The organism is Streptomyces sp. NPDC007856 (genome assembly GCF_042868225.1).
Classification (GTDB): domain Bacteria; phylum Actinomycetota; class Actinomycetes; order Streptomycetales; family Streptomycetaceae; genus Streptomyces.
In genome coordinates, this window is the sequence record NZ_JBIAEC010000004.1 from 395,137 (window position 1) to 414,401 (window position 19,265).

Genomic DNA, 19,265 nt, shown 5'->3' on the forward strand with positions numbered 1-19,265 from the left:
ACTCCTCAAGCTTCCTTGACGGCCTGGGTCAGGTGGTCCACGAGATGGGCGATCGTCGGCTCGTTGAAGAGCACGCTGACGTTGATCGACAGGTCCAGGAGCTGCTCCAGGCTCTGCCGTATCTCGGTCAGCCGCAGCGAGGTGAGGCCGAGATCGAAATAGCTGATGTCGAGCGGAAGATCCTCGGAATCGTCCATGAGCAGAACGGTCCTGAATTTGGCCAGGACGATTCCCTCGATCTCTTCGGCGAGTTCGCTGCGCGGCAGCTCGCGCAGGCGCCGGCTGGTGCTGTCGACAGGTGGCATGCGCCTCATGCAAGCAGCGCCGGCTGACGCCCCACTGACGGCTTCGTACAAGGCAGTTGGCCGGATCAGGCCGGTCAGTCGGGCGTCAGCGCGGGGTCAGATTCCGCTGCCACGCTCGCCTTGCTTCAAGAAATCCACACGCCATATCCGAAAGGCTGAAGATGCTTCGCGAAGCCGCGCAGGAGGAGAGTGCTGAGGCACCTTCCGGATTGAAGAGCTACGACCTCTACATCGCGGGCAAGGACGTCGCCGGAGACGGCTGGGTCTACACCGTCAGCGGACGCTCCCTGCTGGAAGACGTGTTCACCAGCGTGAGCCTGAAGCGCTCCCTCGAACAGGACCCGGAGTCCGAGGCGGCGAGGCACCCCTATGTCGTCGGACGCTGCGCGATCGCGGACGACTCCGCCATCGACCTGGCCACCCAGGCCGCCGCCGCTGCCGCCCCCGACTGGGCGGCCGTACCGCTGGAGCGGCGGATGCGCCTCGGCACCCGCTTCCGCGAGGAACTGATCAAGCACCAGGACGAGTTCCTGCGCATGCTGGTCGCCGAGTCCCACCCGGTCAAGCTCGCCCGCTGGGAGCTGAGCTGCCTGCTGCAGATCTACGCCCCCGGCTCCCTGCGCTGGTACCTGAAGCAGATGCGGGTGGAGAAGGAGTACAACGGCCGCAAGCTGATCCTGCACCGCCAGCCGGACGGCGTGGTCGCCTTCAACCCGCCGCAGAACGCCCCGCTGCCGAGCGCCGCCCTGTGCGTGCTGGCGCTGATGGCCGGCAACGCGGTGGTGGTGCGGGCGCCGCGCAGCATCGCGCTGTCCACGATGTGGCTGCTGCGGGACGTCGTCGCCCCGCTGCTGGAGGAGGTCGACGCGCCGGCCGGGGTGCTCAACGCGGTGTGCTCCAACCCGAAGCAGACCATGGACCGCTGGATCGCCGACCCGCTGATCAACGACATCTTCTACATCGGCGGCAGCCAGGAGGGCCTGCGCTTCGAGCAGCAGTGCGTGGCGCACGGCAAGAAGCCGATCCTCGAACTCGCGGGCAACGACGGCATCGTGGTGTGGAAGGACGCCGACGTGAAGTGGGCGGCCGAGGCGATCACGGAGGCCTTCTACGGCTCCGGGCAGATCTGCATGGTGCCCAACTACGTCCTCGTCCACCCCGATGTCGCCGAGGCGCTGATCGCCGAGGTGAAGGAGCAGGTCAAGGGCATCCGTCCGGGCCTGCCCGAGGAGGAGGACGTGCTGCTGTCGCCGGTCAGGCGCAGCGAGCGGTTCTTCCGGCTGCTGCGGCAGGCCCTGGACAACGGCGCCGAGCTGGTCACCGGCGGCCACCGCACCGAGCTGGACGGCACGGTCTCGGAGACGGGCGTGTTCCTGCAGCCGACGGTGGTGCGGGTGGACGGCCTGGACCGGGCGCGGACGTACGACGTGGTCCGCGAGGAGACGTTCTTCCCGCTGATCCCGATCGTGATCGCCGAACGCGACCACGACGACGCCCTGCTGGAAGCCTTCCTGCAGTTCGTCAACAGCAACGACTACGGGCTGCGCAACTCGCTGTGGTCCCGCTCGGACCACGTCGTGGAGACCTTCGTGCGGCGCACGGTCAACGGCGGCCTGCTGAAGGTCAACGACTCCCACATCGGCTTCCTGCCGTACCTGCCGAGCCACGGCGGCACCGGCCGCACCGGCGGCGCCTTCGGCGAGGCCAACTACCCGATGCTCAAGACCTCCCATGTGCAGGGAGTCAGCATCGCCCGCGACGTGAGCCCGTACGACGCGGTCTTCGGCGCCTGACCACATTCCGACCTGCGGAGGTTTCCCGTGCGTTCCCTCGATGCCGCCCGGACCGTCTGCGAGCGGTTCCACCCCGGACTGCTCAAGGAGCTGGAGCAGATCCCGTACGCCGAGCGGGAGCGGCCCGGCAGCCCTGTGATCGACCTCTTCCGCATCCACGGCGGGGTCGGCCTGCTCATCCCCGAGACCTACGGCGGCCATGGCGCGGCCCCGCTGGAGGCGCTGCGCGTGCAGCTGGCCCTGGGCGCCCTGTCGCCGTCCCTGGTCGCGGCCGTGTCCATGCACCACTTCACCGCCGCCATGCTGTACTCGCTCGCAGTGAAGTCGGGCCGGCTCACCGCCGCGCAGACCGAGCTGCTGCACCGGATCGTGCCGGAGCAGCAGGTGATGGCCTCCGGCTGGGCCGAGGGCCGTACCGCACAGAACATCCTCAAGCCGGCCGTGACCGCGCGCCCGGTGGAGGGCGGGTTCCTGCTCTCCGGGGCGAAGAAGCCGTGCAGCCTGTCCGGTTCGATGAGCCTGCTCACCGCGTCCATCGCGATCCACGGCGAGGACGGCGGTGAGCCGGAGCTGGCGCTCGCGATCGTCCCCGCCGACGCGCCCGGTCTGTCCGTACACCCGTTCTGGGGCAACGACCTGCTGGCCGGCGCGGAGAGCGACGAGGTCCGGCTGGCGGACGTGTTCGTGCCGGCCGAGATGGTGGTCCGGGCCGGCGCCGACGACCCCAGCCGCCTCGACGACCTTCAGTCGGCCGGGTTCGTCTGGTTCGAGATGCTGATCTCCGCCGGGTACGCCGGCACCGCCGCCGCGCTGGTGGAGCAGGTGCTGGAGCGCAAGCGGGGCGGCGTGGAGGAACGGGCCGCGCTGGCCGTCGACATGGAGGCCGCGCTGGCTCTGCTGGAGGGCGTCGCCCGCGGCACGGGCCCCGAGCCCGGTGACGAGGAGTCGGTGGCGCGGGTGCTGGTCGCCCGGTACGCGGTGCAGAACGCGCTACCGGACATCGTGGGGCGGGCACTGGAGCTGCTCGGGGGGCTGGAGTTCATCAGCAACTCGGCCTCCGCGCAAGGCGCTGCCGCTACTCGAGCACTGGCCTTTCATCCGCCGTCCCGGATCGGTGCCGCCGAGCCGCTTCTTGCCTACTTCGGCGGGGGGCCGCTGGTTCTGGCGTAGAGCTCGGTCGGCAGAGCTGTGTGCGCGGCCGCGGGTTCGTCGTGGTTGATCGCGCAGTTCCCGCGCCCCTCCGGGGGCGCTGCACCCCACCGACCTTATGACCACCCTCTTTGGAGTGAGCGACACGTGACCGTTATCCAGGAATCACCGGCGACTTCGGCCGCCGACACCGAGGCGGAGATCCTCCACCTCTACCGCGCCCACCTCAGCAAGGGCCGGGCCACGCTCGCCGAGTTGTTCGGCAGTCATATGGAGGTGGCGTCCGAGGGCGCCTGGCTCACCACCAGTGACGGTGAGCGCTTCCTGAACGCCGGCGGCTACGGCGTGTTCATCATGGGCGCCCGGCACCCGATCGTCATGGAGGAGGTGGAGCGCCAGCTGCGCACCCACCCCACCGCGACCCGCATCCTGCTGGAGCCGACGGTGGCCCGCGCCGCCGAGGCCCTGGTCTCCGTGCTGCCGCCCGGTCTCGACCGCGTGCACTTCGCGCTGTCCGGCGCCGAGGCGGTCGAGACGGGACTGAAGCTGGCCCGCGCGGGCGGCTACAAGCGGACCATCTCGATGCGCGGCGGCTACCACGGCAAGACCCTGGGCGCGCTGTCGGCGACCGCCAAGGACGTCTACCAGGCGCCGTTCCGCCCGCTGGTCCCCGACTTCCAGCATCTGCCGTACGGCGACGCCGACGCCCTGGAGGCCGAGCTGAAGGCCCACCCGGGCGAGGTCTGCGTGATCCTGGAGCCGGTGCAGGGCGAGGGCGGGGTGATCGTCCCGCCCAAGGGCTACCTGAAGCGGGTCGAGGAGCTGGTCCGGGAGTACGACGGCTTCCTGATCCTCGACGAGGTGCAGTCCGGGTTCGGGCGGCTCGGCGAGTGGTGGGGCGCCGACATCGAGGGCGTCGTACCGGACGTCCTGCTCACCGGGAAGGCGCTCGGCGGCGGGGTGATGCCGGTGTCGGCGGCCGTCGCCACCCGCAAGGCGTTCCGCCCCTTCGACAAGGACCCCTACGTCCACACGGCCACCTTCTCCGGGCAGCCGGTGCTGATGGCCGCGGTGCAGGGCGCGATCCGGGCCGTCAAGGAGGAGCGCCTGGTCACCCGGGCCATGGACCTCGGCGCCCGGCTGCTGCCGCGGATCGCGGGGGTCGCCCGGCGCAACATCCCCGAGCTGGTGGTGGATGTGCGCGGCCGGGGCCTGCTCATCGGCGTCGAGCTGGTCGAGGCGGGTCTCGCCGGCGAGCTGCTGATCGAGCTGTTCAACCACGGCGTGGTCGCCAACCACTCCATGAACGGCAGCTCGGTGGTGCGGTTCACCCCGCCCGCCGTGCTGGACGACACCGACGTGGACTTCCTCGTCAACTCCTTCGACCTGGCCACCCGCGACCTGATCAAGGGCGCGGCCAAGATGCCGGAAGGCGGTAACTGATCGTGCGGCACGTCGAACTCGATGCCCTGATACCCGCGGAGCAGGCCGAAACGGTCCTGCACGCCGTACGGCGCTGGGAGAAGTACCCCGACCTCGCGCCCCACGTCAACGCGACCACCGTGCACGCCTCCTACCCCGATCCAAAGGCCTCCTCCAGCTGGGAGCTGCACTTCCGCAGCGGTCTGCTGCGCTGGACCGAGGACGACGTGATCGTGCCCGAGGAGGGCGCGATCCGCTTCGAGCAGTCCGACGGCGACTTCGACTCCTTCTCCGGGACCTGGTCCGTCCAGCAGTCCGGCGCGGACGTCACCGTCCGCTTCGACGCCGACTTCGACTTCGGCATCCCGAGCCTGGAGGGCATCCTCGACCCGATCGCCGAGCGGGTCATCAAGGAGACCGTCGCCTGGGCGCTGACCGGCCTGTTCCCGGCCGTGCGCATCCAGGGCGGCATCCAACTCACCGAGCCCGCCGCGGTCGGCGCCTAGGACCCGCGCGAGGAGCTGACCATGGACCAGGCGAACCCCTTCGAGACCCCGCGCACCTACTCGCTGCACCGCGCCGAGTACCTGGTGGGCCTCGCCGTCACCACCGGCCTGATCGTCTACCACTTCGGCGACATCCGCTGGCTGCCGGCGCTCGGACTGTTCCTCTACATCGACCTGATCGGCTACATCCCCGGCGCGATCGCGTTCCGCAGGAGCGGCGGCCGGCCGATCCACAAGGCGTACTACGTCCTCTACAACGTCATGCACAGCCTCATCACCCAGGGCGCGGTGGCCGCGCTGTGGTGCTGGCTCGTCAGGCCCGAATGGGCACTGCTGGTGCTGCCGTTCCATCTGTTCGGCGACCGCGGCCTGTTCGGCAACTTCATGAAGTCCTTCGCGCTGCCCTTCGAGCCGGTGCGCCAGAAGGGCTATCTGCGGCTCCTGGACGACCTGGGGCTGCCCCACCCGAAACCCGTGGGACACGCCATGGACCCGGTGCCGGTCGGGCACGTCCCGGCGCGGCCCGCCGTACGCGAGACGGAGGCCGTGCGATGACCACCGCCACGGATGTACGGCGTCCGGTCCGACAGGACCCCGTCGAGCGCCGGCGCGCCCTGTACCACCTGGCCTCCCCGGTGTCCGTGCTGACCACGGGCCCCGAGGACCATATGCACGGCACGACGGCCAGCACGGTCACGCTCGTCTCGCGCGCGCCCCTGCTCATCGGGGTCGTGCTGCGCGCGGGCTCGTCGTTCGCCCGGCTGGCGGCCGCCGAGGGCCGGTTCGCCATCAATGTGCTCGGTGCCGAACAGGCCGATGTGGCCCGGCGGTTCGCCGACAGCACGCGGCCCGACGGCGACGCGGCCTTCGCGGGCCTGGCCTGGACGGCGGACCGGTACGCGCACGCCCCGCTGATCGCGGGCGCGCTCGCCCACTACGTCTGCCGCTTCCACTCCGCGCACGCGGCGGGCGACAGCGAGTTGCTGCTCGGCCATGTCGTCCGGGCCACCGCGGACGACGGGCTCCCGCTGTTCAGCTACGCCGGCGGGCTGTACGCCGGCTCCCTGCGCCCGGCGAAGGAGGCCGCCGCGTCATGACCTCGTCACCCGTTGCTCCCGAGGCGGACTGGGACAAGGCGCCCGGTCTGCTGGACGGCGCGAAGGAACTCACCCTCGGCCCCGAGGAGTGCGACCTCGCCTACTGGATCACCTCCGTCGCCCAGGGCACCCTGCGCGACCGCGGGGCGACCGGCCACCACGTAAACGCGCTCACCCCCGACTTCCTGAAGGCGCCCGGCCCGCTGCGTGAGGCCCTGGTACTGGAGTTCGGCTTCCGGGCGCTGGCGGAGGAGCTGGCCACCCGCCTCCTCGGCCACTACGTCTCGATCGCGCCCGGCATCCCCCAGATGGAGTTCTACGCCACCCAGCTGCTCGACGAGGCCCGGCACGCCCGGGTCTTCCGCCAGCACCTGGTGGAACTGGGCATCCCGCAGCACACCCTGCTGAAGGACATCGAGGAGATGGCCCGGGACTACCGCAAGCGGGTCCTGGACCCGGTGGTGGACTTCACCCTGGACATCGTCCGCGATCGGGGCGACTTCCCCGGGGGGGTCGCCGTGTTCGCGATCGTCATCGAGGGCGTGCTCGCCCCGGCCGCCGAGCTGAGCGAGCGCAAGTGGACCCCGCTGTCCCCGGCGACCGGCGAGATCTCGCGCGGCACGGCCATCGACGAGATCAGGCACCTCACCGTGGCCAGCACCATCCTGCGCGACCACGTGATCGAGCACCCGGAGTACAGGCCGCGGTTGCTGGAGATCCTGCGCGCGGGCGTGAAGCTGTGGGACGAGATCCCGGACCGGGAGTTCGTCATCCACCGCGAGGAGCTGTTCCAGGAGGGCATGTTCCGGCACGCGGATCTGATCGGCGACTACGAGATCTGGCCGGGCGTGCGGCTGCTCGACACCACCGCCGAGCAGCGCTACGACATGGCGGAGCGGTGGACCGACGAGATGGCCGAGGTCCGCATGGCGTACATGGGCCTGCCCGTCGAGGTCCTCGCCTCGGAGGCCGGCGCATGAGCACCGGGCGGGCCGCGGTGATCGCCGGCATCGGGTCGTACGTGCCGTCCAACCGGGTGACCAACGACGACCTGGCGGCCCGGCTGGACACCTCCGACGCCTGGATCCGGTCCCGCACCGGGATCGCCGAACGGTACGTCGTCTCGCCGGGTACCGCCACCGGCGACCTGGCGGTGGAGGCGGGCCTGAGGGCCCTGAAGTCCGCCGGGGCGGAGCGGGTCGGGGCGGTGGTGCTGGCCACCACCACTCCGGACCAGCCCTGCCCGGCGACCGCACCGCAGGTGGCCGCGCGGCTGGGGCTCGGACCGGTGCCGGCCTTCGACGTGGCGGCCGTGTGCTCCGGGTTCCTGTACGGCCTCGCGTCCGCCGCCGGGCTGATCGCGGCCGGGATCGCGGACAGCGTGCTGCTGGTCGCCGCCGACGCCTTCACCACGATCATCAACCCCGCCGACCGCACCACCGCGGTGATCTTCGCCGACGGTGCGGGCGCGGTGGTGCTGCGGGCCGGCTCGGCCGCCGAGCCCGGGGCGATCGGTCCGCAGGTGCTGGGCAGCGACGGCGAGCTGAGCCATCTGATCGAGGTGCCCGCGGGCGGCTCCCGGCAGCGGTCCACCGGCCGCCCGGCCGCCCAGGAGGACCACTACTTCCAGATGCTCGGCCGGGACACCTACCGGCACGCGGTGGAGCACATGACCGCCGCCTCCGCCGAGGCCGCCGAGCGGGCCGGCTGGCGCCTCGCCGACGTCGACCGGTTCGTGGCCCACCAGGCCAACGCCCGGATCCTGGAGGCGGTTTCGGACCGGCTCGGCATTCCGGCCGAACGGCGGCTGAGCAATATCGCACGGGTCGGCAACACCGGCGCCGCCTCCATCCCGCTCCTGCTCGCGGAGGCCACGGCCGAGGGCCGGCTCGGCACGGGCCACCGGGTGCTGCTCACCGCGTTCGGCGGCGGCCTGTCGTGGGGAGCGGCGACGGTCGTCTGGCCTCAGCTGCAGACCTTCTGACGCGCGGATCTTCCGACGCGACGTCAGCCACTCGTAGTCAGCGGTACGCGGGGCGCGTACACCTTCGAAAGGAACCGACATGCTGGAGCAGCTCAAGGAAATCCTGTCCAACAAGCTCAAGGTGTCGCCCGAGGCCATCACCCCGGAGGCGACCCGGGAGGACATCGAGCTGGACTCGCTGGCCGTGGTGGAGCTGTCGCTGCTGCTGAAGTCCGAGCTGGACCTGGACATCAGCGACGACGACCTCCTGGAGGCCGAGACCGTGGCCGACATGGTCCGGCTCATGGAGGAGCGGAGCGCGACGGTCTGATGGCCGGCATGGACATCGCCGTCACCGGGCTCGGCCTGGTCACCCCGGGCGGGATCGGGGTCGGGCCGAGCTGGGCGGCGGTCTGCGACGGCAGGCCGGCCGCCGCCCTCGATCCGGTGCTGGCGGACAACCCCGTACAGATCTCCTGCCGGGTGCCCGGCTTCGACCCCGAGACCCTGCTGAGTGCGCGGCGCGCCCACCGGCTGGACCGGTTCGTGCAGTTCGCGCTGGTCGCCGCGCACGAGGCGGTGGCCGACGCGGGCCTGGACCCGCAGACCTGGGACGGCGCGCGGGTGGGTGTGGTGCTGGGCTGCGCCGACGGTGGTCCGGGCACGGTCGAGGACCAGCACCATGTGCTGCGCGAGCAGGGCGCCGACCGGGTGTCGCCGCTGCTGCTGCCCATGCAGCTGCCGAACATGCTGGCCGGTCAGACGGCCATCGAGTTCGGGGCGACCGGGCCCAACCTGGTGGTGGCGACGGCCTGTGCCTCGGGTGCGACCGCCATCGGCACGGCCCGGGACCTGCTGGCGCTGGGCCGCTGCGACATTGTGCTCGCGGGCGGCAGCGAGGCCATGATCACCCCGCTGGTCATGGCCGGGTTCGCCCAGATGGGCGCGCTGTCGAAGCGGCACGACGATCCGGCCTCCGCGTCCCGGCCGTTCGACGCCGACCGGGACGGGTTCGTCGCGGGCGAGGGCGCCGGGATCCTCGTGATGGAGCGGGTGGCCGACGCGCGGGCGCGGGGCGCCCATGTCCACGGCCGGATCATCGGCTACGGAGCGACGGCCGACGCCCACCACATGACGTCACCGCATCCGGACGGCGCGGGCATCGAGGCGGCGGTCCGGGCGGCGCTCGCGGACGCGGGTGCCGATCCGGACGACGTGCAGCACGTGAACGCCCACGGCACGTCGACACCGCTCAACGACCTGTCCGAGGCCCGCATGATCCAGCGGACCCTGCGTGGGGATCCGCTTGTCACGTCCACGAAGGGAGTCACCGGGCATCTGCTGGGCGCGGCGGGGGCCGTCGAGGCCGCGTTCGCCCTGCTGAGTGTGGAGCACGAACTGATTCCGCCCGTCGCCAACCTGGTCCTGCCGGATCCCCGGATCGAGATCAAGCTGGCCCAGACCCTGACCGAGATGCCGATCGATCTGGCGCTGAGCAACTCCCTGGGCTTCGGTGGGCAGAACACGGCGCTGGCGATCGCGCCCGCCTGAGCCCCTGAGCAAGCAGCCGTCCGCCGAGCAAGCCTCCGCGGGCGGCTGTTCCCCTGTCACGTCCCGTCTGCTCTGGAGTCCCCATGTCCACCAGTGGTCCCCCCTCCCCACCCGGCCGGCTCGGTACCGGGCACATCCTCTTCCTCATCGTCGCCGCCGCCGCTCCGCTCTCCGCGATGGTCGGCACGGTCCCGCTCGCGTTCGCCTTCGGTGACGGCGCCGGCGTACCCGCGGCCTTCCTGTTCGCCGGCGTGACGCTGCTCTGCTTCTCGGTCGGATACGCGGTCAGTGCCCGGCGTACCGGAGGCTCCGGTGGCTTCTACGCCTCCGTCGCCGACGGGCTCGGCAGGCCGCCCGCCGTCGCGGCCGGGTATGTGGCTCTGCTGTCCTACAACTGCGCCACCATCGGGCTGGCGGGCGCGCTCGGCTACTTCACCCAACTGGTGCTCGCGGCCCACGGGGTGACGATCTCCTGGGAGTGGTGCGCCGCCGTCGGGCTGGTGCTGACCGCCGTGCTCGGGTACCGGGAGATCGCGCTCAGCGCCCGGGTGCTCGCCCTGCTGATGCTGGGGGAGATCGGTGTGCTGGCGGCCCTCGACGGGGCGATCCTCGTCCGGCACGGGGTGCACGCGCTGCCCGCCGTCTCGTTCTCGCCCCACACGGCCGCCGGACCGGGTGCCGGGGTCTCGCTGATGTTCGCGTTCGTCTCCTTCATCGGCTTCGAGTCGGCCGCGCTGTACGGCAAGGAGGCGCGGGATCCGCGGCGCAGTGTGCCCCGGGCCACCTACGCGGCGGTCGTGCTGATCGCCGGTTTCTACGCGCTGACCAGCTGGCTGGCGGTGGGTGCGGTCGGCAGTGGCCGGGTGCGGGAGGTCGCCGGGAAGGAGATGGGTGATCTGTTCTTCGTGCTCGGCGACGACTTCCTCGGCAAGTGGGGCAGCACCGGACTCCAAGTGCTGCTGTGCACCAGCCTGTTCGCCGCGACGCTGGCGCTGCACAGCGCCGCCAACCGGTATGCGCAGGTCCTCGCCGAGGACGGCCTGCTGCCGGGCGCCCTGGCCGCCGCGCACCCGAAGCACGGCTCCCCGCACCGGGCGAGTCTCGCGCAGAGCGCGCTGACGGTCGCGGTCGTCGCCGGGTTCGCCGTCGCGGGACTCGACCCGTACGCCGACCTGACGACCAGCATGCTCGGGCTCGGCACCCTCGGCATCGTCGCCCTGCAGGCGCTGGCCGCGCTGTCGGTGCTCGGGCTGCGACTGCGCGGGGGCGGCGGGCACTGGTGGCGGGAGACCCTCGCCCCGCTGCTCGGCTTCGCCGGGCTGGCCGCCTCCGTCTGGCTGGTCGTCGGCAACTTCGACATGCTCACCGGCTCCCCGTCGAAGGTGATCGCCGCCCTGCCCTGGCTGCTGCCGCTGGTCGCGCTGGGCGGTCTGGCGTACGCCGCCCGCATGCGCTCGGCCCACCCGCTGCGCTACCGCCGGCTCGGCACCCGGCACCTCGCCTCTCCCGCACCGGCACCCTCCCCCGCCCTGACTGGAGACCGCCATGCATGACGCCCACGAGCTGATCGAGGCGGGCCCGGACGCCGTACGGCGCCTGGCCCGCCGCCGCCACGCGCTGGACCTGGACGCGCTGAGCGCCGCCGTACGGGACCGCTCCGCCGCCCAGGCCGAGGTCACCCGGCTGCGCACCGAGCTGAACCGCACGGCCAAGGCCCGCCGCTCCGGCCCGCCGACCGAGGCGGAGAAGGAGGCCGCGCGGGCGCTGCGGGCCGAGGTGCAGCGCGCGGAGAGCGCGGCCCGGAAGACCTCGGGCGAACTGTGCGAGCTGCTGCTCTCCATCCCCAACCTGCCGCTGGACGCGGTCCCGGACGGGGACTCGGAGAAGGAGACGGTGGAGATACGGCGGGGCGGTCCCGCGCCGCGTCCGGCGGGCGGGGCCCGCCATCATGCCGAGATCGGCGAGGCGCTCGGCATCCTCGACTCCTCCGCCGCGGCCCGGCTGTCCGGCGCCCGGTTCAGCGTGGCCCGGGGTGCCGGTGCCCGGCTGGAGCGGGCCCTCGGCGACTTCTTCCTGGACCTGCACACCCGCGAGCACGGCTACACCGAGCAGTCCGTGCCGTTCCTCGTCAGCCGGGACACCATGACCGGCACCGGGCAACTGCCCAAGTTCGAGGAGGACCTGTTCCGCACCCAGGTCGGCGACCGGGAGCTGTTCCTGATCCCGACCGCCGAGGTGCCGCTGACCAACCTGGTGGCCGGACAGCTGCTGGACGCGCGGAGCCTGCCGTACGCCTTCACGGCCCGCACCCCCTGCTTCCGTGCGGAGGCGGGGGCGTACGGCCGGGACACCCGGGGTGTGCTCAGGCTGCACCAGTTCGAGAAGGTGGAGCTGGTGCGGATCTGCGCGCCGGAGCAGGCGCAGGAGCAGCTGGAGCTGATGACCGGGCACGCCGAGGAATGTCTGCGTCGGCTCGAACTGTCCTTCCGCACCGTGCTGTTGCCCGCCGGCGACATGGGTTTCTCGGCGCGGATGACGTACGACATCGAGGTCTGGCTGCCGGGCGGCGGCTCCTACCGGGAGATCTCCTCGGTCTCCGACTGCGGCACCTTCCAGGCCCGCCGCGCGGACATCCGGGTGAAGCGGGCCGACGGCCGCAAGACCCCGGCGGCCACCCTGAACGGTTCGGCCCTGCCCGTCGGGCGGACCGTGGCCGCGCTGCTGGAGCAGGGCGTCCAGGGCGACGGGTCCGTGCTGCTGCCCGAGGCGCTGGTGCCCTACACCGGCTTCCGGCGGATCCTGCCGGGCGGCGGAACCGAGTGAGTGCAGGGAAAAGGGGCGGGAGTCGCACTCCCGCCCCTTTTCCCTGCGCGGCTCACGCGCCCGTCATGTGCACCCCGCCGTCCACGTGCACGATCTCGCCCGTGGTGCGCGGGAAGAAGTCCGAGAGCAGGGCGACGACGCCGCGGGCGGCCGGGTCGGGGTCGGTGAGGTCCCAGCCGGCCGGGGCGCGGTCGGTGGTCCAGACGTCGGCCAGCTTCGTGAAGCCGGGGATGGACTTGGCGGCCATGGAGCGCAGGGGGCCGGCCGCGACCAGGTTGCAGCGGATGCCGCGGCCGCCGAGGTCGCGGGCCAGATAGCGGCTGGTGGACTCCAGGGCGGCCTTGGCGACGCCCATCCAGTCGTAGTGCGGCCAGGCCACGCTCGCGTCGAAGGTGAGGCCGACGACCGAGCCGCCGCGCCGCTCCAGCAGCGGCAGGCAGGCCGTGGTGAGGGACTTCAGGGAGTACGCCGAGACATGCACGGCCGTCGACACGTCGGCCCAGGTGCCGTCGAGGAAGGAGAAGGCGCCCTGGGGGCCGTAGGCGATGGAGTGGACGACGCCGTCGAGGGAGTCGGTGTGCGCGCCGATCCGCTCGGCGAGGGTGTCCAGGTGGTCCTGGTCGGTGACGTCCAGCTCGATGACCGGGGCGGACTTGGGCAGCTTGCCCGCGAACCGCTCGATCAGGGAGAGCCGGCCGAAGCCGGTGAGCAGGACCTCGGCGCCCTCCTCCTGGGCGATCCGGGCCACATGGAAGGCGATCGAGGCGTCCGTGACCATTCCGGTGACCAGGATCCGCTTGCCGGCGAGGATGCCGCTCATGCCACCGACACCCCCTTGGGCAGCGCGCTCACCAGTGCCGAGTCGTGGTCCTGGGGGCCGAGCGCGCTGCCGCCGCCGGGCGAGCCGAGGTTCGCGAAGAAGTCGGCGTTGGAGGCCGCGTGGTCGTCGCCCCACTCCTCGGGCAGGTCGTCCTGGAAGTAGATGGCGTCGACCGGGCAGACCGGTTCGCAGGCCCCGCAGTCCACGCATTCCTCCGGATGGATGTAGAGGGCGCGGCGGCCTTCGTAGATGCAGTCGACGGGGCATTCGTCGATGCAGGAGCGGTCCTTGATGTCGACGCAGGGCAGTCCGATGACGTAGGCCATGTTCAACTCCTCGTTCTGGTCGGTGGGTTCAGTCGACCGGGGTGCCGGTGGTGCGCTCGCCCAGGGTCAGCACGGTGAGCGCCACGACGGCCATGGCGGCGGCGATGACGGTGAACAGGGCACCGGCGCCGTGTGCGTCGAGGACCGGCAGCAGGACGAACGGCAGTGCGGCGGCGCTGAGTTTGGACAGCGAGTAGGCGGCGCCGGCGGCGGTGGCCCGGATCGCGGTGGGGTACTGCTCGGACAGGTACACATGGGAGACGCTGGAGAAGACATTGCTGACCAGCGTGTAGGCGAAGCCGCACGTCACGATCAGGGCGGCGGAGCCCGCGCAGGCGAAGCCGAGTCCCGCCCCGACCATCGCGGCCGCCGAGAGGGCGATCAGGGTGCGCCGCTCGATCCGGTCCACTACGGGCTGGGCCAGGGCGGAGCCCACGGGGTAGCCGAGGAAGGACAGCGCGGTGAAGCCGAGGCCGGCGACGACGCCGTAGCCCTTGGCGGCGACGATCTGCGGGGCGAGCGTGCCGAAGCCGTAGTAGCCGACGACCGAGAGCACGCAGAAGAGCCAGAGCACGAGGGTGCGGCGGCGCAGGCCGGGCCGGACGACGTCCAGCAGCCGGGCGCGCTGCGCGGGCGACTGGGACCGGGGCACCGGCTGGGCCGGGAGCAGGCCCCGGCCGGCCGCCTCCGCCTCCATGCGCGCAACCAGCCTTTCGGCCTCGGCGGCGCGGCCCTGCGCCGCGAGCCAGCGCGGGGACTCGATCAGCCCGCGCCGCAGCAGCCATACGACGGCCGAGCCGAGCGCGCCGAGCACGAACAGCCAGCGCCAGCCGGCCACGCCGAGCGGGGTCCGCGGCACCAGCCACAGCGCGGCGAAGCCGACCGCGGGGACCCCGCAGAAGGCGAGGGTGTAGGCCCGGGCGATGAACCGGCCGCGCCGCGAGGCGGGCAGCACGTCCGCCAGATAGCAGTCGGACAGGGCCTGTTCGGCACCGATGCCGAGCCCGGCGAGGAAGCGGGTCACGATCAGCCAGGCGGCGTTCGGCGCGAGGGCGCCGAGCAGTGAACAGACCGAGTAGACGGCCAGGTTGACCTGGAAGGCCCGGCGCCGGCCGAACCGGTCGGCGATCCGGCCGAGCGTCAGCGAACCGAGGAACTGGCCGAGGAACGCGGAGGCCAGGACGAGCTTGAGCGAGGTCGCGCCGAAGCCGAAGTCGCTCTGCAGCACCTTGCCGATGGTGCCGGACAGGTTGTTCTCGAAGGTGTCGAAGAACAGGCCGACACCGATGACCGCGGTGAGTCTGCGGTGCAGCGGAGTGATCGGCAACCGGTCCAGGCGGGCGCCGATCGGGGCGGGAGCGGTGAGACCGCCCGCCGCCGCGGTGGTCTGGGACATGGGGCTGGCTCCTTACGGGTTCCTGCGTGGGGTGCACGTCCGCCCCTGGCCAAGGAACCGCCCGGGCCGCCGGCGGGCCCGGGCGTGCGGCCGCGGCGACAGGTGGGGGGTCAGACCGATTCCATGGCCCGGCGCCGGATCTGCTCCTCCACATCGCCGCGGCGGACCGGCGCGCTGACCTCGTGGAGGTAGGAGGCGACCTCGCGGTAGGAGGCCCAGAACCCGACCTCGTGGTACGGCACACCGCGTTCGGCGCAGTACTCCATGGTCAGCTCCCGGGCGCGCGGCAGGTTCTTCTGCGGCATGGCCGGGAACAGATGGTGTTCCACCTGGTAGTTGAGGCCGCCGTAGAGGAAGTCGACCAGCCGTCCCGGCCGGATGTTGCGGGAGGTGAGGACCTGGCGCTCCAGCCAGTCCAGGGTCTCCTCCTCGCCGTCGCGGATCTGCATGCCCTTGTGGTTCGGGGCGAAGATCATGCCGAAGTAGACGCCCAGGGAGGCGTGCTGGACGACGACGAACGCGACCGCGAGCGCCGGGGACAGCACGGTGAAGACGCAGGTGAGATAGACGGCGGCGCGCAGCAGGATCAGGAACGTCTCCAGCACGGGCCGCTTGGTCCTGCCCTGGGCGATCGACAGGACGGCCGTCTTCAGCATCTTGAAGCCCTCCAGCACGAGCAGCACGAAGAACAGCACGCTCTGGTAGCGCACGACGAACTTCTGGGTGCCCTTGCGGGTGGGGTACTGCTTGATGTCGAAGATGGCGGTGCGCCGGGCGATGTCCGGGTCCATGTCCAGGTGGTTGGGGTTGCTGTGGTGCCGGTTGTGGTGGTTGACCCACCAGCCGTAGCTGACCCCGTTGACCAGGTTGGCGTGCACATAGCCGACCGCGGACGCGGCCTTCTTGCTGCGGAACATGGCCTTGTGGCCGGCATCGTGCCACATGAACGCCGACTGGCCGCCGCACAGGCCCATCCACAGGGCCGTGACGAGCTGCCACCAGGTGTCGCCCAGCTCGAAGAAGGCGGCGAAGCCGATCAGCAGCAGGGTGGTGTTGAGGGCGAGCTTGCCCACGTAGTAGCGGGGGTCGAGGTCGAGCAGGCCCTCGGCCTTGACCCGTTTGAGCAGTTCGGCGAAGGTCGCCGAGGCGCCGGGGCGCGGGGCGGCCTCGGAGGCCGGGACCCCGGCCGTCTGGGTGTGCGGACGCTGCATGCGTTGCTCTCCTTGGGAGAAGTGCCCGGTGCGAGCGGCGGCGCCGCTGCCCGCGCGGAGCCGCGGGCGCCGCGAGTTCGACTTCGGCTCCCGCGTGCGGTCACCGTCGCGGGACAGGTCCTGTCGGGGTCCGCCCGGCGGGTCCGGGCGACGGGAACACAGTGCGGTGCTCCCGGGCCCGGGCCGCCGGGCGAACGTGTGTCCAGCGTTCCGTGCCGTACTGATGTGGCACTGATACCGGTCTGATCGGGCCGCTGGTGCTCCGGCCGGCGGCCGCCGGCGGCGTGGTCAGGCGGCCGCCTCGGCGCACAGCCGCTCGTCCAGCGCGCGCACGGCGGCGTCGGCGGCCTCGGCGACCTGCTCGTCGTCGGGCGCGCCGATGACGGCCATCAGCTGCTCGACCATGGCGTGCTGGAGTTCCTCGGTGGACGGGCTCATGACGAAGTCTCCTGTTCGGTGAGGTGACGTGAGGTGACGTGCGGCGATGGCGGTCGGTCAGAAGGCGCCGCACGCACGGAAGATGTGCGCGAAACCGGGCAGCGAGGCCTGCGGGCCGTCGAAGGCGACGTACTCGGGGATGATCAGGTCCGGCGCCCACTTCTGCTTGTACGACAGCTGGGTCTGCGCCGGGTACAGCGCCGCGCCCTCGGCCCACAGGGCGTGCATCAGCCACTGGAACGCGGTGCTGTGGCCGTCGAGTTCGTGGCCCGCGTCGAGGCCGGTGAACGGGGTGAACCCGAAGTGCAGCCACTCGACGCCCTCGGCCCGGAACACCTCGATGGCGTGCGCGTTGATGGCCTCCATCAGCCCCGGGGAGCCCTCGGGGATGCGGCGGCTGAGGTCGTGCATCCAGCCGGCGCGGCTGCCGTACACCGGCGAGTACGAGATGTAGGCCACCGGGGCGCCCTCGATGGTGCCGGTGAACAGCCGACGGTGCGCCTGGGCCTCGCCGCCGATCTGGCCGACGAGGAACTCCAGTTGCTGGGCGCCGCCCTTGGAGCCGAGCCAGGCCCTGTCGATGGTGGCGATGGCGTCCCGCACGTCGGCCGCGTCGGCCTCCTGGATCGTCAGGCCGTTGCGGTGGGCGCGGGAGATCTTGTTGCGCAGCTGCATGAACTTCGTGCCGCGCAGGGTGAACTCGGCGAGGGCAACCGCCCAGGAGGCGCCGACCTGGTTGACGGTGCAGCCGCGCCGGGCGTAGCGCTCGGCGTCCGTGCGCTGGAGCTGGACGCCGACGAGGTTCAGCCCCTCGTCGCGCACGTACTGCCGGAAGGCGTCGAGGAGGGTGTCGTAGTCCTGCTCGGCGGCGAACGGGCCGCCGAACTGCACGGCCCAGCGGCCGGTGCGGCGGTACACGACGACGCCGTCCGCGCCCGGGACGGTGAAGATGCTGTTTCCGCTGTTGAGCGCCAGGAAGGAACTCGGATTCTCGCTCGCGGTGTGCCTGCCTATCGCGTCGAGAATCCGGTTGCCGGTGGCGGTTTCGGTGGTGGTGGCGGTCATTCCCTTACCTCTTTCGGGAGCGTTTTCACGGCACGGGAGTGTCGAATCGAGTACAGCACCGGAAGGTTGTCCCGCAAAAGGGTCGTTGGAAATTCATTGCCTACGTCAGAAGCGTGTCAGCATTCCGTCAGCCGGTACTGCCAATGTGGTCCATGTGAACGGCGCGGGGCATCCGGGCCGGGAACGAGGAGAGGTGCCCGGAGTGGCTGATCGGGGACCGTGAGCACAGCTCTGGTCGGGCCCAGCAGGCCCACGCAGGTTCAAATCCTGCCCTCTCCGCCAACCGCCGGAATCATCGCCGAACGGAATTCCCCATCCGGGTGAAAGGGAATTCACCGATTCGGCGAGCGGAATCGGATTCCGCCCGGCCGGTGCGCCGCCGAAGACGATGGCGCACCGGAACCCCCAGAAACCGCCGGCCACCCCCCGTCCCGGCGGAGCAGCCGCCCCGGCGGGCCGATGAAGGAGTCGAGGCCCGCCGGGGCGCGGCCTGTTCGGTCACTCTGTCTTTCACCGCAGCACCACCCCAGAAACATCATCGCCGAGGAATTGTCGTCAAGGGGGAGAGACATGCTGAGGTTCTCCGTTCTCGGGGCACTGGAGATATGCACCGCCGCGGGTCCGGCGGACGTCTCCGGGGACCTGCAGCGCACCCTGGTGCAGACGCTGCTGGTCAGCGAGGGGCGTCCGGTCTCCGGGGAGGGCCTGGCCGAGGAGATGTGGGGCGAGGCCGTGCCCGACCGCCAGGCCAACGCCCTGCAGGCGCACATCAGCAGGCTCCGGCGCAGGCTGCGGGCGCTGGAACCGGACCGGCCGGCCTCGCGGGTGACCATCCATCCCGCCGGATACCGGCTCAGTGTCGGCGAGGGCGAGCTGGACGCGGCCGAGTTCGTGCGGGCCGTACGGCAGGCGGAGACGGCGCCCGACCGGGACGCGGCGCGCACCGCCCGGTCGCTCGGCGAGGCCCTGGCGCTGTGGCGCGGGCCCGTGTTCGGCGGCTTTCCCGGCGGCACCCTCTGCCAACTGGCCGGCGCCCGCTACGAGGAGTACCGGATGCGGGCCATGGAGCTGCGCTTCGACGCGGAGCTGCGGCTCGGCCGGCACGCGGCCGTGCTCGCCGAGCTGGCCGAGGTGCACACCAACCACCCGTTGCGGGAGCGGTTCTGCGAGCAGCTGATGATCGCCCTGTACGGCGCGGGCCGGCAGGCCGACGCCCTCGACGTCTTCCGCCGTATGCGCCGCCACCTCGACGACGAACTCGGCATCCAGCCCTCCCCCGCGCTGCGCAAGGTCGAGACCGCGATCCTCTCCCACGATCCGGCCCTCACCGGTGACCCGCGTATCCACACCCCGCTCCAACCCGTCTGACGGCCGTGCGGATCGACGGCCGTGAGCGCCCG

The 19,265-nt window shown here is 71.6% G+C and carries 20 protein-coding genes and 1 tRNA gene; 14 read left to right on the top strand and 7 right to left on the bottom strand.

Annotation, left to right across the window (positions count from 1 at the left end):
* Positions 1 to 5: 5 nt before the first annotated feature.
* Positions 6 to 305 (bottom strand): acyl carrier protein, encoded by a 300-nt coding sequence (locus ACFYOH_RS12960; RefSeq protein WP_388624645.1) that lies wholly within the window; start codon positions 303 to 305, stop codon positions 6 to 8.
* Between the two features lie 161 nt (positions 306 to 466).
* Between ACFYOH_RS12960 and ACFYOH_RS12965 the strand changes: the two genes are divergently transcribed.
* The 12 genes from ACFYOH_RS12965 to serS all read left to right on the top strand — a co-directional run bounded on the left by ACFYOH_RS12965 (position 467) and on the right by serS (position 12,609).
* The gene (locus tag ACFYOH_RS12965) at positions 467 to 2,098 is read left to right on the top strand and encodes an aldehyde dehydrogenase family protein (protein WP_388624647.1); all 1,632 of its coding nucleotides are present in this window, start codon (positions 467 to 469) and stop codon (positions 2,096 to 2,098) included.
* A gap of 27 nt (positions 2,099 to 2,125) precedes the next feature.
* Entirely contained in the window at positions 2,126 to 3,268 is a 1,143-nt protein-coding gene (locus tag ACFYOH_RS12970; protein ID WP_388624650.1) for an acyl-CoA dehydrogenase, read from the top strand.
* Between the two features lie 126 nt (positions 3,269 to 3,394).
* A complete protein-coding gene (locus ACFYOH_RS12975; RefSeq protein WP_388624653.1) occupies positions 3,395 to 4,690 on the top strand; it encodes an aspartate aminotransferase family protein in 1,296 nt (431 codons plus the stop codon).
* Positions 4,691 to 4,692: 2 nt separating this feature from the next.
* Positions 4,693 to 5,175, top strand: a complete 483-nt coding sequence (locus ACFYOH_RS12980) for a type II toxin-antitoxin system RatA family toxin (RefSeq protein ID WP_388624655.1) — start codon at positions 4,693 to 4,695, stop codon at positions 5,173 to 5,175.
* 21 nt (positions 5,176 to 5,196) lie between these two features.
* Positions 5,197 to 5,730, top strand: coding sequence for a hypothetical protein (locus ACFYOH_RS12985; protein ID WP_388624658.1), 534 nt, complete (start codon positions 5,197 to 5,199; stop codon positions 5,728 to 5,730).
* Positions 5,727 to 6,272: a flavin reductase family protein gene (locus tag ACFYOH_RS12990; protein ID WP_388624661.1), complete on the top strand. Its 546-nt coding sequence runs from the start codon at positions 5,727 to 5,729 to the stop codon at positions 6,270 to 6,272. The genes ACFYOH_RS12985 and ACFYOH_RS12990 overlap by 4 nt, the downstream gene beginning before the upstream one ends.
* Positions 6,269 to 7,252 carry a VlmB-like protein gene (locus ACFYOH_RS12995; protein ID WP_388624664.1) on the top strand — a complete coding sequence of 328 codons (984 nt, stop codon included), beginning with the start codon at positions 6,269 to 6,271 and terminating at the stop codon, positions 7,250 to 7,252. Before ACFYOH_RS12990 ends, ACFYOH_RS12995 begins: the two co-directional genes overlap by 4 nt.
* Entirely contained in the window at positions 7,249 to 8,256 is a 1,008-nt protein-coding gene (locus ACFYOH_RS13000; protein WP_388624667.1) for a beta-ketoacyl-ACP synthase III, read from the top strand. Before ACFYOH_RS12995 ends, ACFYOH_RS13000 begins: the two co-directional genes overlap by 4 nt.
* Positions 8,257 to 8,335: 79 nt before the next feature.
* Positions 8,336 to 8,566 (top strand): phosphopantetheine-binding protein, encoded by a 231-nt coding sequence (locus ACFYOH_RS13005; RefSeq protein ID WP_076095786.1) that lies wholly within the window; start codon positions 8,336 to 8,338, stop codon positions 8,564 to 8,566.
* The gene (locus ACFYOH_RS13010; RefSeq protein WP_388624669.1) at positions 8,566 to 9,786 is read left to right on the top strand and encodes a beta-ketoacyl-[acyl-carrier-protein] synthase family protein; all 1,221 of its coding nucleotides are present in this window, start codon (positions 8,566 to 8,568) and stop codon (positions 9,784 to 9,786) included. The genes ACFYOH_RS13005 and ACFYOH_RS13010 overlap by 1 nt, the downstream gene beginning before the upstream one ends.
* An 83-nt stretch (positions 9,787 to 9,869) precedes the next feature.
* Complete coding sequence (locus ACFYOH_RS13015) at positions 9,870 to 11,339, top strand: APC family permease (protein ID WP_388624672.1); 1,470 nt, start codon at positions 9,870 to 9,872, stop codon at positions 11,337 to 11,339.
* Positions 11,332 to 12,609 carry a serine--tRNA ligase gene (gene serS / locus ACFYOH_RS13020; protein ID WP_388624675.1) on the top strand — a complete coding sequence of 426 codons (1,278 nt, stop codon included), beginning with the start codon at positions 11,332 to 11,334 and terminating at the stop codon, positions 12,607 to 12,609. Before ACFYOH_RS13015 ends, serS begins: the two co-directional genes overlap by 8 nt.
* A gap of 52 nt (positions 12,610 to 12,661) precedes the next feature.
* On the opposite strand, the gene fabI is transcribed toward serS, so the two are convergent.
* The 6 genes from fabI to ACFYOH_RS13050 all read right to left on the bottom strand — a co-directional run bounded on the left by fabI (position 12,662) and on the right by ACFYOH_RS13050 (position 17,865).
* A complete protein-coding gene (fabI, locus tag ACFYOH_RS13025) occupies positions 12,662 to 13,429 on the bottom strand; it encodes an enoyl-ACP reductase FabI (RefSeq protein ID WP_388624678.1) in 768 nt (255 codons plus the stop codon).
* Positions 13,426 to 13,755, bottom strand: coding sequence for a ferredoxin (fdxA, locus tag ACFYOH_RS13030; protein WP_388624681.1), 330 nt, complete (start codon positions 13,753 to 13,755; stop codon positions 13,426 to 13,428). Before fdxA ends, fabI begins: the two co-directional genes overlap by 4 nt.
* A 28-nt stretch (positions 13,756 to 13,783) precedes the next feature.
* On the bottom strand, positions 13,784 to 15,151 hold the full coding sequence (locus ACFYOH_RS13035; protein ID WP_388624684.1) for an MFS transporter: 1,368 nt from the start codon (positions 15,149 to 15,151) through the stop codon (positions 13,784 to 13,786).
* Between the two features lie 110 nt (positions 15,152 to 15,261).
* Complete coding sequence (locus ACFYOH_RS13040; RefSeq protein ID WP_388624687.1) at positions 15,262 to 16,362, bottom strand: fatty acid desaturase family protein; 1,101 nt, start codon at positions 16,360 to 16,362, stop codon at positions 15,262 to 15,264.
* 288 nt (positions 16,363 to 16,650) lie between these two features.
* Positions 16,651 to 16,800, bottom strand: a complete 150-nt coding sequence (locus ACFYOH_RS13045; RefSeq protein ID WP_388624689.1) for a hypothetical protein — start codon at positions 16,798 to 16,800, stop codon at positions 16,651 to 16,653.
* A gap of 57 nt (positions 16,801 to 16,857) precedes the next feature.
* Positions 16,858 to 17,865 carry a DUF2156 domain-containing protein gene (locus ACFYOH_RS13050; protein WP_388624691.1) on the bottom strand — a complete coding sequence of 336 codons (1,008 nt, stop codon included), beginning with the start codon at positions 17,863 to 17,865 and terminating at the stop codon, positions 16,858 to 16,860.
* 187 nt (positions 17,866 to 18,052) lie between these two features.
* Here ACFYOH_RS13050 and ACFYOH_RS13055 point away from each other — a divergent pair.
* Together ACFYOH_RS13055 and ACFYOH_RS13060 are read left to right on the top strand one after the other, a co-directional pair.
* Positions 18,053 to 18,147: transfer RNA gene (locus ACFYOH_RS13055), tRNA-Cys, on the top strand.
* Between the two features lie 288 nt (positions 18,148 to 18,435).
* Positions 18,436 to 19,233 (top strand): BTAD domain-containing putative transcriptional regulator, encoded by a 798-nt coding sequence (locus ACFYOH_RS13060; protein WP_388624693.1) that lies wholly within the window; start codon positions 18,436 to 18,438, stop codon positions 19,231 to 19,233.
* Positions 19,234 to 19,265: the final 32 nt, after the last annotated feature.

Excerpts from the sequence above, each read along its gene's own strand:
- ACFYOH_RS12960 (WP_388624645.1), bottom strand. The coding sequence starts at position 305 with ATGCCACCTGTCGACAGCACCAGCCGGCGCCTGCGCGAGCTGCCGCGC.
- ACFYOH_RS12965 (WP_388624647.1), top strand. The coding sequence starts at position 467 with ATGCTTCGCGAAGCCGCGCAGGAGGAGAGTGCTGAGGCACCTTCCGGA.
- ACFYOH_RS12985 (WP_388624658.1), top strand. The coding sequence starts at position 5,197 with ATGGACCAGGCGAACCCCTTCGAGACCCCGCGCACCTACTCGCTGCAC.
- ACFYOH_RS12990 (WP_388624661.1), top strand. The coding sequence starts at position 5,727 with ATGACCACCGCCACGGATGTACGGCGTCCGGTCCGACAGGACCCCGTC.
- ACFYOH_RS12995 (WP_388624664.1), top strand. The coding sequence starts at position 6,269 with ATGACCTCGTCACCCGTTGCTCCCGAGGCGGACTGGGACAAGGCGCCC.
- ACFYOH_RS13000 (WP_388624667.1), top strand. The coding sequence starts at position 7,249 with ATGAGCACCGGGCGGGCCGCGGTGATCGCCGGCATCGGGTCGTACGTG.
- ACFYOH_RS13005 (WP_076095786.1), top strand. The coding sequence starts at position 8,336 with ATGCTGGAGCAGCTCAAGGAAATCCTGTCCAACAAGCTCAAGGTGTCG.
- ACFYOH_RS13010 (WP_388624669.1), top strand. The coding sequence starts at position 8,566 with ATGGCCGGCATGGACATCGCCGTCACCGGGCTCGGCCTGGTCACCCCG.
- ACFYOH_RS13015 (WP_388624672.1), top strand. The coding sequence starts at position 9,870 with ATGTCCACCAGTGGTCCCCCCTCCCCACCCGGCCGGCTCGGTACCGGG.
- serS (WP_388624675.1), top strand. The coding sequence starts at position 11,332 with ATGCATGACGCCCACGAGCTGATCGAGGCGGGCCCGGACGCCGTACGG.
- fabI (WP_388624678.1), bottom strand. The coding sequence starts at position 13,429 with ATGAGCGGCATCCTCGCCGGCAAGCGGATCCTGGTCACCGGAATGGTC.
- fdxA (WP_388624681.1), bottom strand. The coding sequence starts at position 13,755 with ATGGCCTACGTCATCGGACTGCCCTGCGTCGACATCAAGGACCGCTCC.
- ACFYOH_RS13035 (WP_388624684.1), bottom strand. The coding sequence starts at position 15,151 with ATGTCCCAGACCACCGCGGCGGCGGGCGGTCTCACCGCTCCCGCCCCG.
- ACFYOH_RS13040 (WP_388624687.1), bottom strand. The coding sequence starts at position 16,362 with ATGCAGCGTCCGCACACCCAGACGGCCGGGGTCCCGGCCTCCGAGGCC.
- ACFYOH_RS13045 (WP_388624689.1), bottom strand. The coding sequence starts at position 16,800 with ATGAGCCCGTCCACCGAGGAACTCCAGCACGCCATGGTCGAGCAGCTG.
- ACFYOH_RS13050 (WP_388624691.1), bottom strand. The coding sequence starts at position 17,865 with ATGACCGCCACCACCACCGAAACCGCCACCGGCAACCGGATTCTCGAC.
- ACFYOH_RS13060 (WP_388624693.1), top strand. The coding sequence starts at position 18,436 with ATGCTGAGGTTCTCCGTTCTCGGGGCACTGGAGATATGCACCGCCGCG.